A 16,952-nucleotide genomic window follows, 5' to 3' on the forward strand; every position below is an offset into this window, starting at 1 on the left:
CTCACCTCGCTTATTCAGCTTTTGCGTCTACTTCTTTTTTAACGTAGTTGACAACGTCTTGGATAGTTTTTACATCTTCACTTGCTTCTAACTTGATATCAAGATCATCTTCAAGTTCGTTCATGATCTCAAAAACATCCAAGCTATCTGCATCCAAGTCATCTTTGATATCCGCTTCTAAAGTAACGTCAGCTGCATCTACGTCCAATTCATCCACAACAATATCCTGTACTTTTTTCAAAATTTCTTGTTCATTCATAATAATTTTCTCCTTTTTGATTTAAAAATGTTTTTTATTACAGTTGTTTCTTCTCTATTAAAATTTAATAACCTGTGTTCCGACGGTCAAACCGCCTCCAAAGCCGCTAAGTACAATTATTTGGCCTCGCTTGACCTGCTTGTTTTTCACTAATTCGTCCAATAAAATAGGCTCGCTGGCTGCAGAAGTATTACCATATTCGGCGATGTTGATCGGAAATTTAGCTAACGGTTGCCTTATCCTTTTAGCTATCGCTTTAACTATTCGTGCATTAGCCTGGTGTAAAACAAACAAGTCTACATCCTCTAAAGATATTGATGCTTGTCGGCATGCTTCAATGATCGATTCAGGGACAGCATGAGTAGCAAACTTATAAACGGCTTGTCCATCCATCTGAAATGGGCTAAGTGTCGTGCTTATTTGCGGAGGAAACTCACTAAGTGGTGCCGTTTGACCCGCGGTGAGTTTATCATGTTGCGCACCATATGTTTTTAAGTCACTAGCCAAGAGTGCTGAATCGGCAGTGTGTATATTTTCAAGCAAAACACCTGCAGCTCCATCACCAAAAAGTACGGCTGTTGCTCGATCTTTCCAATCAATAACTTTGGATAAGACCTCTCCGCCGATCACCATAACACGTTGCGGAGCACTATTGGCTAAAAAGCGAGCAGCAACATCGAGGGCATAAACAAACCCAGAACACGCTGCTGAAATATCGAAACAAAAAGCTTCAGAAGCGGCAATATTCCCCTGCACGATTGCTGCAGTCGAAGGAGTATAGTAATCAGGAGACATTGTCGCCACTACGATCATATCCAATGACTTAGCTTCCCAACCACTTTGGTCCAAAAGATTCTTTGCGACTTTAGTACACAAATCAGAAGTATTCTCACCGATACTAATATGGCGCCTTTTGATCCCTGTCCGTGCCGTGATCCATTCATCTGATGTATCCATCAAGTGACTGAGTTCATCGTTGGTGACCATTTTAGTCGGAACATAGCTTGCTGTTTCAACGATCTTCATTTTTTCCATTTCAAGTTTTCTCCCAATAATCAAGAATGATCATCCATAAAGCTTTCTAAATTTTTTAGTGCTCGCTGGATCACGTTGACTTCTTCATCATTGCAGCCTTTTAAAAATTCTTTGACCAACTTTTGATGAAAGGCTGCATGTGCTCGATATTCCACTCGTCCCTTTTTGGTCAAACCAAGTCGAACAATTCGTCGATCATCTTTAGAACGGATCCTTTCCACATAACCCTTTTTTGCCAAACGATCGATGGTCGATGTCAAAGTTCCCGGTGTCAAATGCAATTCCTTAGCCACCTCTGAAGCCGTTTTGTGGTCATACATAGAAATTGCATTGATTGCATGCATCTCTTGAATAGTAAGGTTATTAAATTGGCTTTTGCGCAATTCGCTTTCTTCGATCCGTAAAATATTGGAATAAATTTTAACCAATGAATCACTGATCTGTTGATAATTTTCAAACATTGCCTTACCGTCCTTTTTTGGTTGTCATTCAATAACTTGGCGTTCAAAGCATTCTAACACCAATTCTTAGGCTTTAAACTTTTTGTCCAGTTTCTTCAACGACAAACATCAATTCAGCACTGCATGCAATTTTATCTGCAACGCGGGCCAATGTCTCTACTATACCGACATTCGCACGCTTTTTGATCATTTTGATCTCAAGTTTTAAAACATCACCTGGGCGAACCATTTCACGAAACTTAGCATTCCGGACCGACCCTAAATATGCCGTCTTTCCCTTGAACTCAGGTGATTTTAAGATCAATATCGAAGCTGCCTGCGCTAATGTTTCAATGATCAAAGCACCGGGCATTACCGGATTACCTGGAAAGTGACCTTTAAAAAAAGACTCATTGATCGTGACATTTTTAGTAGCAACGATCCGCTCGCCTGGTTCTAATTCGTCGACATAGTCGATATAACATATCGGGTAGCGATTTGGAATCAAATCAATGATTTCTTGTGCACCCATTATTTTCAAACTTGCCACCTCACTCACAAAATATTTCGAACATCAAATTATTCGATGCAAGAATGATATTACATGATATAAGAAGTGTCAAATTTTCATGGACAAATAACATCTAAGTTTTTAGAAAGTAAAAATATCCTCTAATATTTTGCGAAATTAGTGTATTCTCAGCGCCTACAAATTTACTATATACTATGAACAAGGCTTTTTATACTTTTTCTGCTCTATACTTTACTTATATTAGTATTACCTTTTAGCTTATACAAAAAATGGTGGAAACCTTCTTTACAGAAATTATTTTAGTTTGACGTTCAAAATTCTCATTAAATTATAATCTGAAATATTGAAATTCCGCTTATTTGTAAATAAAAAACGTAAGCCATTTGACTTACGTATCTATTAAACTATTATTATGTTTTTAAAGTGCTGACAAAAAGCCAAGGGCTCCCGCATAATTTGGCTCATTAGTCATTTCAGAAACAAGCTCTTGGTATAAGATCGTACCCGCTTGATCCACGACCCAAATGCTCCTTGCATCCGTCTGATTGTCACTGACAAACAGGCCGGTTTTTTGGCCAAACTCCTTATTCTCATCTGAAAGGAGCTGCATATTTTTAACACCTTCAGCAGCACACCAATCCTTTTGCTGGTCAGGAGAATTTGTAGATATCGTGTAAAAGTTCACCCCATCATACTTGTCGACTTCTTGATTAAACTTCTTAGTAGAAACACTGCAAACACGAGTATTGATATCGGGAACGACACTAAAAAGAGTTGGTTTATCCAACAGCTCGGCTAACTGAACTTGCTTTCCACTAGCTGTTGTAACTGCAAAATTGGGCATCTTTTCCCCTACTTTTTGTGGTTCTCCGCTCGTTTGAAGTGGTTGGTCGTGACGTGTGATCTGCATGCTATCCGTTCCTTTCGTGATTAAATTATTTCCATTAATCATACCAAATTATATTCATTAACTAAAGAAAACTACCCTTTAATTTCATACCATAAAAAAACTCAACGTTAGTTCCTCTTAAGAAACTACGCCGAGTTCTAATTTATTTTTCTGAATTACTTGAATCCTGATCATTGTCAGTATCAGTAGAAGAAACATCATCGTTGGTTGGTGTTTGTTCATTTTCATTCGCTGAAGGTTGTGTTGGTGCTGCTGCATGATCAACAACCCGACCAATAGCAGAACGGTTAAAGACTAAATAAACGCCATCACAATCAAGAGTTACTGACTTATCTGCTTCGTCGATGCTATCGATCACGCCGTGTAAACCACCGATCGTAACTACACTATCGCCTTTTTTCAAAGCGTCCATCATTTTCTTGCGTTGGTCCTGTTGTTTCTTCTGTGGACGGATCATCATGAAATACATCAACCCAATGAAAACAACAAAAATAATAATTGTCGAAAAGCCGCCAGCGCCGCCTCCTGCACCAAGAATATACATTTTTTCTCGCTCCTAACTTAATATACAATACTAACTTTAGCAGAAAAACTTATTTCTGACTACCTATCTTGACCAAAAAATCAAAAGTTTTTCGGATTTACTTTATTTAAACCATATTGTTCAAAAAAACTTTCCTTAAAGTCCAGTAATTCATCATTCATAATTGCTTCTCGCACCTGTTTCATTAGATCCAGCAAGAAGTACAGATTATGGTAACTTGTTAAACGTAAGCCAAATGTCTCATCCGCCTTAAACAAATGACGAACATAGGCCCGAGTATAATTTCGACAAGTATAACAATTACAATTTTCATCTATCGGCCCAAAGTCACGCGCGTATTTTGCATTTTTGACGACTAATCGCCCATGCGAAGTCATGCAAGTCCCGTTACGAGCAATGCGTGTCGGTAATACACAGTCAAACATATCTACACCGTTTATCACACCATCGATCAGTGCATCTGGAGATCCCACTCCCATTAAATAGCGCGGTTTATTTTCAGGCAACAAAGAGGTAGTAAATTCCAAAACATGATTCATTTCAGCCTTGGATTCACCCACAGAAAGTCCGCCGATCGAATAGCCTGCAAAATCAAGGGAGGTTAGATCACGTGCACTTTGCTGACGTAGCTTTTTATGACCTCCTCCTTGTACGATGCCAAATAATCCCTGCGTACTTGGATTTCGGTGAGCTTTCAAACCGCGCTCAGCCCATCTTGAAGTCCGCTCAACCGATTTCTTGATATAATCATAAGATTCAAAAAAAGGTGGGCACTCATCAAAACTCATCATAATGTCCGGACCGAGATTATTTTCGATATGGATCGCTTTTTCTGGCGACAAAAATAATTTTGCACCATTTAAATTACTACGAAAATTTACTCCCTCTTCATTGATATCACGCAGTTTAGCTAACGAAAATACCTGAAACCCACCAGAATCAGTCAAAATAGGCCGATCCCAATTCATAAACTGATGCAAGCCGCCTGCTTCTGCGACCAAATCATCTCCCGGACGCTCCCACAGATGGTAAGTGTTAGCTAAAATGATTTGGGCATTCATTTCTTTCAATTCCTCTGGTGACAGCGATTTAACCGTTGCCTGCGTTCCGACTGGCATGAAAATGGGAGTTTGGATCGTCCCATGTGGTGTTGTGATCTCACCTAATCGTGCACCAGTATGTTTTTCTTTCTTGATCAAACGGTATTTGATTGCCGCTTCGTTCATTAAAAAATCCACCCTATTCATGCACAACTTCTTAGTTGTACAGGCCAAGAAGTTGTGTGCTTTATTTAATTCAGTTCGATACATGACCACTAGAAAACTATTTTGTCTTGTGGCTGACCGTTTACGCTGCTAACTGTACTCTGTTTTTCTTAGTCGGTCTTATACAAGTCTGGACTTTCCACCTAATCAGTCCCACTATCAAGACACGAAAACCGCACGCGATAAAAGTAGGCCTAATTAGTGCTCAAATCCAAACCGACTTGCTGCGCCCCTGGGTTTTTAATCGAGCTGCATGTGGCAGAAGGCCCTGCCTATCCACCTTAGACTTCATCGCGCAAAGAACGTACTATAAAGTCTAAGTCCGATATGCTCACCTTCAGAACACCACGCTGCGCTCTGTTAATAAATAAACATACAATCTCCAAAACTAAAGAAGCGGTACTTTTCTTCTACAGCGTGCTTGTATGCATTTAAGATATTGTCTCTGCCAGTAAACGATGCAACTAACATTACTAAAGTCGATTTTGGCAAGTGGAAATTAGTAATAAAGGCTTGAACTACCTTCCAGTCATAATCTGGTTTTAAGAAAATATCTGTCCACCCACTATCGGCTTTGATCTCTCCGTCAAATTTTGTTCCGATAGTTTCCAAAGTCCGAATAGTCGTTGTTCCTGTTGCAACGATCTTACCCCCATTTTGGCGGACCTCATTCAATGTTTGAGCTGACTCTTCACTTAAACTGTAAAATTCACTATGCATCTTATGATCTTCGATATTTTCTTCTGTTACTGGCCTGAAGGTACCCAGACCAACATGTAAAGTCAAATAGACTAACTTGACTCCCTTTTCTTCGATCTTTTGCAGTAATTCTTTCGTGAAATGTAAACCTGCAGTTGGTGCGGCGGCAGAACCGATCTCCTTAGAATAAACGGTCTGATACATTTCAGGATCATCAAGTTTTTCTTTGATGTACGGAGGAAGCGGAGTCTCACCTAAGCTTTCCAGTACCTCCATAAAAATACCATCATAGTGAAATTCGATCATCCGACCACCATGATCTAATTCTTTGGTTACCGTGGCAGTTAATTCTCCGTTACCAAAGGAGATCTCTGTACCGACCTTAGCTCTTTTGGCGGGTTTAACTAAAGTTTCCCAATTATCTCCTTCCGTGTTATTCAATAACAAAACTTCCAAATGTCCACCTGTAGCGGGCTTGTTACCATATAGTCGCGCAGGCATGACACGTGAATCATTCATTACCAGTGCATCTCCAGGATCCAGACGATCGATCACATTGTAAAAGTGGTTATCTTCGTACTCACCGCTGATATGGTCTAAAACTAACATCCGTGATTCATCACGCTGTTTTAAAGGAGTCTGTGCGATCAATTCTTGTGGTAGTTCATAATCAAAATCTTCTGTAGTTAAATGTTCTTCTGACACTAGTAATACCTTCTTCATTCTTAATTTTTTTCATCATGTACTTCTATCCCTAAATGAGAATACGCAGCTGGTGTTACCATACGGCCACGTGCTGTCCGCTTGACAAAACCGATCTGCATTAAGTATGGTTCGATCATGTCTGCAACCGTATCGGTCTCCTCACCAATATTGGCAGCGATAGTAGTTAAACCAACCGGACCGCCAGAATAGAGCTTGATCATCGTCAATAACATCTTACGGTCGGCCTCGTCCAAACCACGGTCGTCAACTTGTAATAGCTTCAGTGCATAGTTAACGATCTCTTGGTCAATGGTGTCTTTATGAGCAACCTGAGCAAAATCCCGTACCCTTTTCAACAAACGGTTGGAAACTCGCGGCGTCCCTCTTGAACGACGCGCAATTTCATGTGCACCCTCCGGATCGATCTTAGTATTAAAAACCGTGGCTGAGCGTAAAACAACTTCCGTCAGCTCGTTTTGCGTGTAATAATTCATATGCTCGACTATCCCGAAACGAGCTCGCAAAGGGGCAGACAAAAGTCCTGCTCGAGTAGTAGCGCCAACCAGAGTAAATGGTGGCAAGGGAAAATGGACCGGATGTGCAGTTACATCTTGTCCGACCACGATATCGATATAAAAGTCTTCCATTGCAGAATACAAAATTTCCTCAACATTTTTGGGCAAACGATGGATCTCATCGATAAACAAAATATCACCCGGTTGTAATTCATTCAGCAATGCCACAAGGTCACCAGGCTTTTCAATTGCCGGGCCACTAGTCGTTTTGAAATTAACGCCCATCTCAGTTGCAATAACACCAGCTAAAGTTGTTTTCCCTAACCCCGGAGGCCCATATAACAGCACATGATCAAGCGGTTCTTCACGAGCCTTAGCAGCTTCAACATAAATCGAAACTTCTTGTTTAATTTTTTGCTGGCCGATATATTGCTTTAACGTCCGGGGACGCAAACTTAACTCAGTCTGTTCCTCATCCAGGCCGCTGCTTTCGCCAGAAATAATACGCTCATCATCATCCATGATCGCAGACCTCCTCTACTATACTATTTTTTCATTAGCAGTTTCAATGCCTGACGCAGATACTCGTCAGTTGAACTGCCATCGAAGTCACGTAATTTTTTGCCAACCCTCTTAACTTCCGCTTTAGTATATCCTAAAGCCAGCATGGCCTCTAAACTCTCCTTCAAATAAATTGGGTCATCTGTTTGGCTTAGCTGTAATTGATCATCGATCATAGGTGTCTGTGTTGAAAGATCAGACATTTTGTCTTTTAAATCCAAAATGATCTGCTTAGCGGTTTTCTTACCAATACTTGGAAATTTGGTCAAATAAGATTCATCATTCGAATCGATCGCATTTACCAAGCCATCATGATCCTCGGTAGCCAAAATCGCCAGAGCACTTTTGGGGCCGATGCCCGAAACGCTGATCAATTTCAGAAATAACTGTTTTTCTTGAAAATTTTTAAAACCATACAAGCTAACGTCATTTTCTCTAACAGCTTGATAGATATATATCTGTCGCTTCTCTTCATGACCACTTTGATAGCTAAAAGGATTAGCCACGTTTAATTGAAAACCGATCCCATTAACTTCTAAAACGATGTAATGCGGCGTGATGCTGGTGATCGACCCAATAAAATATTCATACATAATAATTCTCCATTTCTAATGGTCAAATTGTTATCTACCTAATAACTGTAACATTTTTGGTCAGAGCATAGATCAAATTGCTTTCTAGTCTAATAACCCATGTCCTTGGTGAGGATCCTGGATCCTTTTAAACATGTGCTCCATATCTGCAGTCGTAAAGTGAACCAACGTTGGCCTGCCATGAGGACAGTTATATGGATTTTCACACTGTCGTAATTGTTCTAAAAGAGAACGTGCCTGTTTTTCATCCAAATGATGATTAGCCTTGATCGACCTCTTACAGCTCATCATGATAGCCGTTTTCTCTCGAAATTTAGCCACAGTCAACTTAGTATCCCTCAACAGATAATCGACCATTTCACGAACTATTGACTCTTCTTGCCCCTTTTTAAACCAGGTTGGGTGTTGGTGGACAGCAAACGTATTTTGCCCAAAGTCCTCCAAGTAGATCCCAAGTTCAGCCAACTTATCTTTGTTCTGTTCGATCTTCAAGGCTTCGTTAACAGGATATGTCAAAATTATCGGCAACAACATATTTTGTTGATCAGTAGAAACTTGGCCGGTCTGTTCACGATAGTATTCATATTTGACTCTTTCTTGAGCTGCGTGTTGGTCCACAATATAAAAGCCATCGTTAGACTCAGCAAACAAAAAGGTACCGTGCATTTGTCCGAAATAGTTTAATTCAGGAAACGAAGCTTTTTGTGCGGTTTCTTTAGCCGCCGTGAACTTCGAACTTTGTTCTACGTCACTTTTTTCTTTTTCCAAATCTTCTGTTTTTTTAGGAATTTGTTGATACTTTTGGTCCCACTGCTTGACAGCTAGGGAATCTAAATCTGCCACATTATTGATCATTACAGGCTCAATATCTTTACCCTCAGACTGCTCAGATCGCGTTGCAGTAGTATTTTTTTCTTCCTTTGAGCCACCTAACAAAGCATCCAATACTTCTTTTTTGCTAGGCCGTGAAGCGCGTTGGGAATTATACGCAGATGAACTTTCATTCAAACCAAAATTAAGCTGCTCGTTTTTTGAAGCGTGCTGTTTACCGCTATGCATGTTCTTCAAAGCATCCGGGATCAAATTCTCTTGTGAGATCCTTGTATAGACACTCTTGGATAACAAATCACATAACTCTTGTTCTTTACTGATCTTAACTTCTTGTTTAGTAGGATGCACATTTACATCTATTAAGATCGGATCAGATCTTACCGAAACAACAGCCACCGGATACCTACCTACCATTAATTTAGATCCATAGCCTTGGACTAAAGCCTTACTTAAATGGTTATTTTTGACATACCTGCCATTCAACAAAAAACTAACGTAGTTGCGTGACGCACGGGTCAATTTTGGCAAGGAGATATAGCCGCTGACCTTAAAATCATTGTTTTCCTGCTCAAAATAAACCATTTGCCTGGCAACGTTGATCCCATATATCGCACTGATGACCTGTTTTAAATTACCGTTGCCTGGTGTATGCAGTAATTCACGTCCATTGCTTAGAAGTGAAAAAGAAATATCTGTGTGACTAAGTGCCAATCTGTTGACTATGTCAGTGATCGCAGATAGTTCTGTTTGTATAGAACTTAAATATTTCAGACGTGCCGGGGTATTAAAAAAGAGGTCATTGACAACAATGTTGGTCCCACGTCGACTTTCAGAAAACTGCTTGTCTAACACCTTTCCACCCTTGAGATGGATCTTCGTGCCAGCCTGACCTTCCGTTGCACTTTCCATTGTGACATCTGACACCGAAACGATACTCGGTAAAGCTTCCCCACGAAATCCTAAAGTAACGATTTGGAAAAGATCTTGCCGATTTACGATCTTACTGGTCGCGTGACGACGAAAAGCCATCTCGATCTCATCAACAGGGATCCCTTGGCCATTATCGATGACTTGGATAGATTTAAGGCCAGAATCTTCTACTGCAATATCGATCTGTGAACTTTTCGCATCGATCGCATTTTCGACCAATTCTTTTACGACTGACGCCGGTCGTTCTACAACTTCGCCAGCTGAGATCTGATCAGCTAAGACCGAATCAAGTTGATGGATTTGAGACATAAATTTCTCCTTTCTATGCAATATTTACACATTTTTCTACTAATTACTTTTCAGTTATCTTTTCTTGTTCAAGCGCCCTTGCCACTTATAAACAGCATTCATTACTTCCATCGGTGTCATGGCCATTAAATTAGCATTCTTTAGCTCACTGACTACTTTTTCACCTACCGGGTCGATCTCAGGCTCTGACACGCCAAATAACGAGAGCTGTTCTTGTGGGTCAATTTCTTCAACAGCTTCAGTAGGTTCTTTTTCTTCAACAGCTTGAGGCTTCTGATCGTTCGACTCACTTGTAGGAGCCGGCAACTGTTGACCGTCATTTTCCAATCTTTCCAAGACCTGGGATGCATTTTTAAGCAAACTGTCTGGCAAACCCGCCAACTTAGCCACATGTACCCCATACGACCGATCGGCAGGCCCTGATTGCATCTGGTGCAAGAATACCAACTCGCCATTTTTTTCGACCGCACCTACATGGATATTTTTCAAATTGGCTAATGCACCATCAAGTGCCGTTAGTTCGTGGTAGTGAGTAGAAAATAGAGTCTTAGCTTGAACTTTATCATGAACATATTCAATGATCGCCTGAGCTAGAGCCATTCCATCGTAGGTTGCTGTCCCTCGACCGATCTCATCAAATAATAAGAGACTGTTTGGAGTCGCATTTTTCAAAGCCTCATTAGCTTCCATCATTTCTACCATAAAAGTTGATTCGCCTGAGATCAGATCATCAGCAGCCCCGATCCGAGTGAATATTTGGTCAAATAATGGCATTTTCGCACTTTGTGCTGGAACATAACATCCAAGTTGTGCCATGATCACAGTCAGCGCCAACTGACGCATGTAAGTACTCTTACCGGACATATTGGGACCAGTAATAAGTAAGACCGTTAAATCTTGCGGCATTGAAATGTCATTTGGAACATAGCTTTGTTTTCCCATCACTTTTTGAACGACAGGATGAAAACCTTGCTTGATATCAATATTATGATTGCTAACAAACTCTGGCCTAACAAAATGACCATCTTCACTCACAACTGCAAAGCTTTGCAACACATCCAACTTGGCGATTGCCCCTGCCAATTTTTGCAAACGTTGAATTCGATCTTTAATTTGTTCTCGAATATCAATAAATAATTGATATTCTAAATCAGCCGCCTTACTTTGAGCTCCAAGGATCATTGCTTCTTTCTCCTTTAACTCAGGTGTAATAAAGCGTTCAGCATTAACGAGTGTCTGCTTGCGTTGATAACGTCCTTCGGGCAGTTTAGAAATATTGCCCTTTGAAACCTCAATGTAATAACCAAAAACTTTATTATATCCAATTTTCAAGTTATTAATGCCTGTTTCCTGGCGCTCTTTTGCTTCCAACTCTGCCAGCCATTTTTGTCCATTATTCAAAGCATCATTATACTCATCTAGCTGTGAATTGTATCCTTCTTTGATCAAATTACCGTCTGTCACCGAAATCGGAGGCTCATCAACTATTGCCGTCTCAACCAAATCAGCGACCTCTTCAACTGGGTCGATCTGACTGATCAAATTGTCTAGCTGTCCATCATTTAATTGCTCTAAAATATACTTGATTTGTGGTATATGGTGCAAAGAAGTCATCAATTGGATCAGGTCACGTCCATTTACGTTTCCAAAGGCCACGCGTCCAGCAAGACGTTCTAGATCGTAAACTGATGCTAATTCTTCTTGTAAACCTGATCTTTCAAAATAATTATCCAATAAAACTTGAATAATATTTTGACGCTCTAAGATATCTCCCTTATTCAACAATGGCCGATCTATCCACTGCTTTAACAAGCGACTCCCCATCGCAGTTTTCGTCTTATCAAGTAGCCACAATAATGTGCCAGATTTTTTGTGAGTCCGCGAATTTTCTAATAGTTCTAGGTTACGTTTGACCCTATGATCTAATTTCAAATATTGTGCTGGCTCATAGTGGATCGCCTTTTGAATATGAGCCAATGCTCTTTTCTGAGTAACTTCTAAGTACGAGACTAAATGACTAACAACATCGATCTCCAGCTCATTAGTCAGATCCTGTGTGGAATAGGCGATCTCAGATTTTTCTTCGATCTCATCTTGATGAGAAAGAAGTATTTTTAAATTTTTAAAAGAATCGATCGTTGCAGCAGTGACACTCTTATCGACTACAACTTCTTTTGTACGCAAGCTCAACATTTCATTGACCAATGAATCGACGCTATCTAACTCTGCAGTTTTTAGTTCACCTGTGGATAGGTCCGTATAAGCAAAGCCAAATTTTCCATTATTTTCATGCACAGCTGTCAAATAGTTATTTTCCTTAGCCTCGCCAGCCTTATCATCGATCAAAGTACCGGGTGTCACTAACTGGATAACTTCTCTTTTAACCATATCTTTAGCCAATTTAGGGTCTTCCATTTGTTCACAAATTGCGACTTTATAACCCTGGTCCACTAAGATATCAATATAATTTTGAGCAGCATGATGCGGAACTCCACACATCGGGATCGGGTCACTGGCGTTTCGATTGCGGGATGTTAGTGTTAGTTCAAGTAACTGCGAACCTTTGATCGCATCATCGTAAAACATTTCATAAAAATCACCCAAGCGATAAAATAAGAAGGCGTCAGGATACTGTTCTTTGACCTTCATATACTGTTCCATCATTGGCGTTTTTTTTGTCTCTTGCGGCATCAACAGTTCCTCCCTCTCACCTTTATTCTATATACGGATGATCCGGATCTACCCGGATATTTTTTATCACTTTTGCTTTACCTGTTTTCTCAGCGACATCGATCACAACAGCTCCCAAAGTTTGTTGTCCATCGGTCTCAACTTCAAATCTTGTCGGCATTTGATTTTTAAACCGGCTGATCACACTATTTCGCCGCATTCCCAAAATACCATCGTAAGGTCCGGTAAAACCAACATCGGATAAAAAGGCCGTCCCTTGCGGCAAAATTCGCGCATCATTAGTCTGGACATGAGTATGCGTCCCAATAACGGCAGAAACACGTCCATCAAAATTCCAAGCGAAGGCTTCTTTTTCACTAGTTGCTTCGCCATGAAAATCAACGAAAATCACAGAAGCCTGCCCTTTCATTTCTGAGATCATTTTTTCAGCCACAGCAAACGGATCATCAGATGGATTCATAAATACCCGCCCTTGGATATTTAAAACACCAACTTTGACCCCATTCACATTAACTATAGTGTGTCCAACGCCAGGAACCTGTCCAGCTGAGAAGTTTTCTGGTCGGATCAGTTTATTTGCAGAGGGGATAAAATCATGGATCTCTCGATTATCCCAAGTATGATTGCCCATGGTGATCACGTCCGCCCCAGCTTTCAATAGTTTTTTATAAACTTTCTCATTGATGCCTCGACCACGTGTCGCATTTTCACCGTTAGCGATCGTAAGCTGGGGGTGTAGACTTCTTTTCAAGACAGGAACGGTTTCTTCAAACATCTCTTGCCCCGATCCCCCCATAACGTCGCCAATAAATAAGATCCGCATTATTTGTCTCCTCTTTTTATTTTTTCACAATTAGTTAAAGTTAATTTTACCATTTTTAGGAAGAAATGTGCAGACTAATAACAGAGAGTGGAATATGGCGGTTAGAAGGTGAGCACTAGCAGACTTTCACGCCATTTTGCGTTTTTCGCAATGTGGTGGACAAGTAGGCTAGGCGCAAACTTCTGTCACACGGGGCTCGACTAAAAAAGCCGAAAGTACCGTATACCGGCAAGCTTTCAGCTTTTAGTGGTTTATTTAGCATATTCAATAGCGCGTGTTTCCCGAATAAGCGTGACCTTAATGTGACCTGGGTATTCCATTTCTTCTTCGATCTTATTCTTGATATTGCGAGCCAAAATGGTTGTTTTGGCATCGTTTATCTTATCAGGCTTAACGATCACACGAACCTCACGTCCTGCTTGGATGGCATAACTCTTCTTAACCCCTTCAAAGTTGTTTGAGATCGATTCGAGTTTCTCCAAACGATGGATGTAGTTTTCTAATGATTCGCTACGTGCACCAGGACGAGCCGCTGAAACAGCATCAGCAGCAGCCACTAGGACCGCGATAGTCGATTCTGGTTCGACGTCACCATGATGAGAAGCAATCGTATTAACAACAGTTTTACTTTCGTTATACTTCTTCGCTAACTCAACACCGATCTCAACGTGAGAACCGTCTACCTCATGGTCGATCGCTTTACCGATATCATGTAACAAACCGGCACGCTTAGCTAGAGTAACATCTTCGCCAAGCTCACTAGCCATCACACTAGCTAATTTTGCAACTTCGATCGAATGGTCCAAAACATTTTGTCCGTAACTTGTACGGTAACTCATGCGACCAATGATTTTTATCAAGTCTGGATGCATTGAATGTAGACCTAAATCAAAAATTGCTTCTTCACCAGTCTCGCGAACTTTGGCATCCATTTCCTTGGTGGCTTTTTCAACCATCTCTTCGATCCGTGCTGGGTGGATCCGACCATCTTGGATCAACTTCTCCAAGGCGATCTTAGCGATCTCACGTCTGATCGGGTCAAAACCACTTAAGACGACTGCTTCTGGGGTATCATCTATGATCAAATCGATCCCAGTTAAGGTTTCAAGCGTCCGAATATTGCGTCCTTCGCGCCCGATGATCCGTCCTTTCATTTCATCATTAGGAAGGTTGACGACGGATACTGTTGTCTCCGAGACTGTATCCGCAGCACTTCGTTGAATTGCTTCTGCGATCAATACTTTTGCTGTTTTATCAGCACTAATTTTAGCCTGTTCTTCGCTATCTTTGATCATCACTGCCATTTCGTGATCCAAACTTGATTTAGTCTGCTCTAAAATCAAATCTTTTGCCTGATCTTTAGACAAAGCTGCAACTTCTTCAAGTTTATCTTGTTGTTTCGAAACCAATGATGAGACTTCTTGATGTTTTTTATCAAGTTCACTCTGCTTAGAAGCCAATTGCTTTTCTTTTTGTTCAAGCACATGCTCACGTTTTTCTAAATTGGTATCTTTATGATCCAAATTTTCTTCACGCGTGAGCATCCGGTTTTCCTGCTTTTGAACTTCTGAGCGTCTTTCCTTGAGTTCACTTTCTATTTCGCTGCGATACTTCTGGCCTTCCTCTTTTGCTTCTAAAAGAGTTTCTTTTTTTTGCGCTTCTGCGTCCTTTTTAGCAGTTGCTACGATCCCTGCGGCCGTCTGTGTCGCATTATCAAGCGCGTCTTCATACGTTTTTTTACGATAAAAAGATCCGCCGGCGAAACCTATCAATAAAGCCAAAATAGCGATGACGAGGATAATAAATATAGGATTCAAATTGCACCTCCGCATCGTTAAATTTTTTATTTAAAATTCAACAATTGCGTCAATTTGCTATCTAATATTCATGCACACAATACCATTTTAATGTTTATTAGCTGTTGCTGTCAATAACTATTCGTCCGACTCCCAATTTTATTTCCGATCAGGGTGACAGCTCACGACATAGGTCAGCCAGATCATAAAAAAAGACAGCTAAGTAAGCTGTTCGTATGCTCGGGATCTCAACAACTGACATAAACAACCCTATTAGCCGTCCACTTTTATATTTTCTTACATATTACTTTTTAGCTGCCTTCTTGGTCTCTTTTTTGGACTCTTTAGTATCATTTTTTAAATCCAAATCAAGCTGATCTTTTTGTTTGGTAGCCTTAGTACCATCACTCTTTTCGTCAGCGATCCCATATGCTTCGCGCACCTTAGAGATGACTTCATTCATCATATCAGAATGCTCTGACATATACTTTTTAGCATTTTCACGACCTTGACCAATTCGTTCTTCCCCATAAGAGAACCACGAACCACTCTTATGAACGATATCTTTTTCGACAGCCATGTCGATCAGTTCACCAGTCTTAGAGATCCCTTCACCATACATAATATCAACTTCGGCTTTTCTAAATGGCGGAGCGACCTTGTTTTTTACAACCTTGATCCGCACACGATTTCCTACGATATCAGAGCCATCTTTGATCTGTTCGGCTCGTCTGATCTCCAAACGAACTGTCGCATAAAACTTCAAAGCACGGCCACCCGGAGTTGTCTCGGGATTACCAAACATCACGCCGACCTTTTCACGGATCTGGTTGATAAAGAGCGCGATTGTCTTTGTTTTGTTGATCGTACCTGAAAGTTTCCTCAAAGCCTGTGACATTAACCGGGCTTGCAACCCAACGTGTGCGTCACCCATCTCGCCTTCAATTTCGGCGCGCGGAACTAAAGCGGCCACAGAATCTACAACAACCATATCAACGGCTCCTGAAGAAACTAAAGCATCAGCGATCTCTAAACCTTGTTCACCTGTGTCAGGTTGTGAAAGCAATAGCTCATCAATATTAACACCCAGAGCTTTCGCATAGACAGGATCTAAGGCATTTTCGGCATCAATATACGCTGTGGTACCTCCTTGGGCCTGAACTTCAGCTACGGCATGCAAAGCAACTGTTGTTTTACCAGAACTTTCTGGGCCGTAGATCTCAACTATTCGTCCCCGTGGGTAGCCGCCTACCCCTAAAGCTTCATCCAAAGCTAATGAACCACTTGGGACTGTTGAGATCTGCGTATCAGCTTTATCGCCCATTCGCATGATCGAACCCTTACCAAAATTTTTTTCAATCTTTTTTAATGCAACATCTAATGCTGCTTGTCTTTCATCAGCCACAATCAAGTTCCTCCTTATTGCTTAACCAGCAACTTTCGATTAATTCCGTACACTTATCATACTGACTTTTTTCTTAAAACGCAAGAAAAATCGAACGAATGTTTGAGAT

At 40.8% G+C, this 16,952-nt stretch carries 15 protein-coding genes; all 15 read right to left on the minus strand.

Going from position 1 to position 16,952, the window contains the following annotated elements; all coding sequences use genetic code 11:
* Positions 1-10: 10 nt before the first annotated feature.
* Positions 11-259, minus strand: coding sequence for an acyl carrier protein (locus AC3XNE_RS11360; protein WP_489832182.1), 249 nt, complete (start codon positions 257-259; stop codon positions 11-13).
* Positions 260-316: 57 nt separating this feature from the next.
* Entirely contained in the window at positions 317-1,294 is a 978-nt protein-coding gene (locus tag AC3XNE_RS11365; protein ID WP_489832183.1) for a beta-ketoacyl-ACP synthase III, read from the minus strand.
* A 20-nt stretch (positions 1,295-1,314) separates the two neighbouring features.
* Positions 1,315-1,755 (minus strand): MarR family winged helix-turn-helix transcriptional regulator, encoded by a 441-nt coding sequence (locus AC3XNE_RS11370; RefSeq protein WP_489832184.1) that lies wholly within the window; start codon positions 1,753-1,755, stop codon positions 1,315-1,317.
* Between the two features lie 73 nt (positions 1,756-1,828).
* On the minus strand, positions 1,829-2,275 hold the full coding sequence (gene fabZ / locus AC3XNE_RS11375; protein WP_489832185.1) for a 3-hydroxyacyl-ACP dehydratase FabZ: 447 nt from the start codon (positions 2,273-2,275) through the stop codon (positions 1,829-1,831).
* A 409-nt stretch (positions 2,276-2,684) separates the two neighbouring features.
* Entirely contained in the window at positions 2,685-3,176 is a 492-nt protein-coding gene (gene tpx, locus AC3XNE_RS11380; protein ID WP_489832186.1) for a thiol peroxidase, read from the minus strand.
* 142 nt (positions 3,177-3,318) lie between these two features.
* The gene (gene yajC, locus AC3XNE_RS11385) at positions 3,319-3,720 is read right to left on the minus strand and encodes a preprotein translocase subunit YajC (protein ID WP_489832187.1); all 402 of its coding nucleotides are present in this window, start codon (positions 3,718-3,720) and stop codon (positions 3,319-3,321) included.
* A gap of 80 nt (positions 3,721-3,800) precedes the next feature.
* Complete coding sequence (tgt, locus tag AC3XNE_RS11390; RefSeq protein ID WP_489832188.1) at positions 3,801-4,946, minus strand: tRNA guanosine(34) transglycosylase Tgt; 1,146 nt, start codon at positions 4,944-4,946, stop codon at positions 3,801-3,803.
* 399 nt (positions 4,947-5,345) lie between these two features.
* On the minus strand, positions 5,346-6,389 hold the full coding sequence (gene queA / locus AC3XNE_RS11395; protein ID WP_489832189.1) for a tRNA preQ1(34) S-adenosylmethionine ribosyltransferase-isomerase QueA: 1,044 nt from the start codon (positions 6,387-6,389) through the stop codon (positions 5,346-5,348).
* Positions 6,390-6,409: 20 nt separating this feature from the next.
* A complete protein-coding gene (gene ruvB / locus AC3XNE_RS11400) occupies positions 6,410-7,426 on the minus strand; it encodes a Holliday junction branch migration DNA helicase RuvB (RefSeq protein ID WP_489832190.1) in 1,017 nt (338 codons plus the stop codon).
* Between the two features lie 23 nt (positions 7,427-7,449).
* Positions 7,450-8,058 carry a Holliday junction branch migration protein RuvA gene (ruvA, locus tag AC3XNE_RS11405; RefSeq protein WP_489832191.1) on the minus strand — a complete coding sequence of 203 codons (609 nt, stop codon included), beginning with the start codon at positions 8,056-8,058 and terminating at the stop codon, positions 7,450-7,452.
* Between the two features lie 84 nt (positions 8,059-8,142).
* Positions 8,143-10,128, minus strand: coding sequence for a DNA mismatch repair endonuclease MutL (gene mutL / locus AC3XNE_RS11410; RefSeq protein ID WP_489832192.1), 1,986 nt, complete (start codon positions 10,126-10,128; stop codon positions 8,143-8,145).
* Positions 10,129-10,182: 54 nt separating this feature from the next.
* Positions 10,183-12,819: a DNA mismatch repair protein MutS gene (gene mutS / locus AC3XNE_RS11415; protein WP_489832193.1), complete on the minus strand. Its 2,637-nt coding sequence runs from the start codon at positions 12,817-12,819 to the stop codon at positions 10,183-10,185.
* 22 nt (positions 12,820-12,841) lie between these two features.
* Positions 12,842-13,642 carry a TIGR00282 family metallophosphoesterase gene (locus tag AC3XNE_RS11420; protein WP_489832194.1) on the minus strand — a complete coding sequence of 267 codons (801 nt, stop codon included), beginning with the start codon at positions 13,640-13,642 and terminating at the stop codon, positions 12,842-12,844.
* 251 nt (positions 13,643-13,893) lie between these two features.
* Positions 13,894-15,459, minus strand: coding sequence for a ribonuclease Y (gene rny, locus AC3XNE_RS11425; protein ID WP_489832195.1), 1,566 nt, complete (start codon positions 15,457-15,459; stop codon positions 13,894-13,896).
* Between the two features lie 283 nt (positions 15,460-15,742).
* Positions 15,743-16,843, minus strand: coding sequence for a recombinase RecA (gene recA / locus AC3XNE_RS11430; protein ID WP_489832196.1), 1,101 nt, complete (start codon positions 16,841-16,843; stop codon positions 15,743-15,745).
* Positions 16,844-16,952: the final 109 nt, after the last annotated feature.

This window comes from Ligilactobacillus sp. JN-6 (Y).1, from assembly GCF_058111525.1.